Consider the following 1,139-nt stretch of genomic DNA (forward strand, 5'->3'; position numbering starts at 1 on the left):
CATTGGAAGGATTTTTATAAATAATCACTTGATTGGAATTGAACACAGGATTTGTCACTCCCAACGGCAATTGATAGAGTAATTCAAATCGGCTGTTAAAGGCGCCGGCTTCAGAGGCAAAAGTATAGCCTCCGGTAGTTAAATCTTGTATGGCTCCGGTAAGGTTATCTCTCAAATAAATGCTTTGACCATTCAAAAATAACCCATCAACATGATCAATAGCTATGCGATAGGTATCGGCAAGTGCCACTGTAAAACTTAGCGGAACCACATCGGTAGCATCAAACGGTATCGGTCTACCTTGAATTGAATATCGGGTATTGCCAATTAATGATGTTAAGGCGATATCGCCATCATTATTGTATTTACCATCAATGTTTCTGTCATCAGCCAAAGTAGCATTGCTTACATATCCTAGTAACATATTAGACGAATTTCCAATGGTAACATTAGCCGCTTTTAACCAAATGCGGTTTCTTTCAATATCTGTTTCAGTAGTATTGGCAACTGTTGCTGTCGGAGCCGATTTAAAAAACTGATTCTGATGATTATCAATACGCATAGCATTATTGAAATTTAATGATGTCGTCCCATCAGCGGTAGCTTCTACAATAAAACCCTGGCCTGTTTGAATTATTTCATCCCATGTGGGTGCTTCAGGGTTTGGATTGTATCCGGTACCAATAGTCCAATCACTATAACTGTCTGTAGCGTGACCAGCCACTGTGTTTAAAGGATTATTTGTTTTTCTCCAAAATATTAATTGTCCGGTGATATTGGTGCTGTTTACAGGATCAGAAACAAAAGCTACAGGATCAATTGGTGACGGATATGGATTGCCGACTGCATTAAAGCGTTGATTCACACCATAACCTTGCAGGCTATAACTGTAATCTCCATTATTAGGAACTCCGGTAAACTGACCAGTCCAAATAGCACCTGTAGTCGAATGGTTATCCGGTACCCGGATTAAAAATCCCTTAGCTTTCACATTCGAGAAAACCACTGATGATGGAGTTACTGAATTATAAACATTCGTACTAGTATTGTATTGATAAAAACGATTGGGTAACGTTAAAGGCGAGAAATCAAAAAGTGTTTGAGGTCCGGTAACCGGTGTACTCCATAAAGTATAATCT

General features: G+C 39.0%; 1 pseudogene. It reads right to left on the minus strand.

From position 1 onward, the window contains the following. Positions 1-1,139 (minus strand): annotated as a pseudogene (locus tag V7D82_RS10010) (hypothetical protein); the annotation flags it as partial.

Source organism: Flavobacterium sp. (assembly GCF_036741995.1).
In the GTDB taxonomy this organism is placed as follows: Bacteria; Bacteroidota; Bacteroidia; order Flavobacteriales; family Flavobacteriaceae; genus Flavobacterium.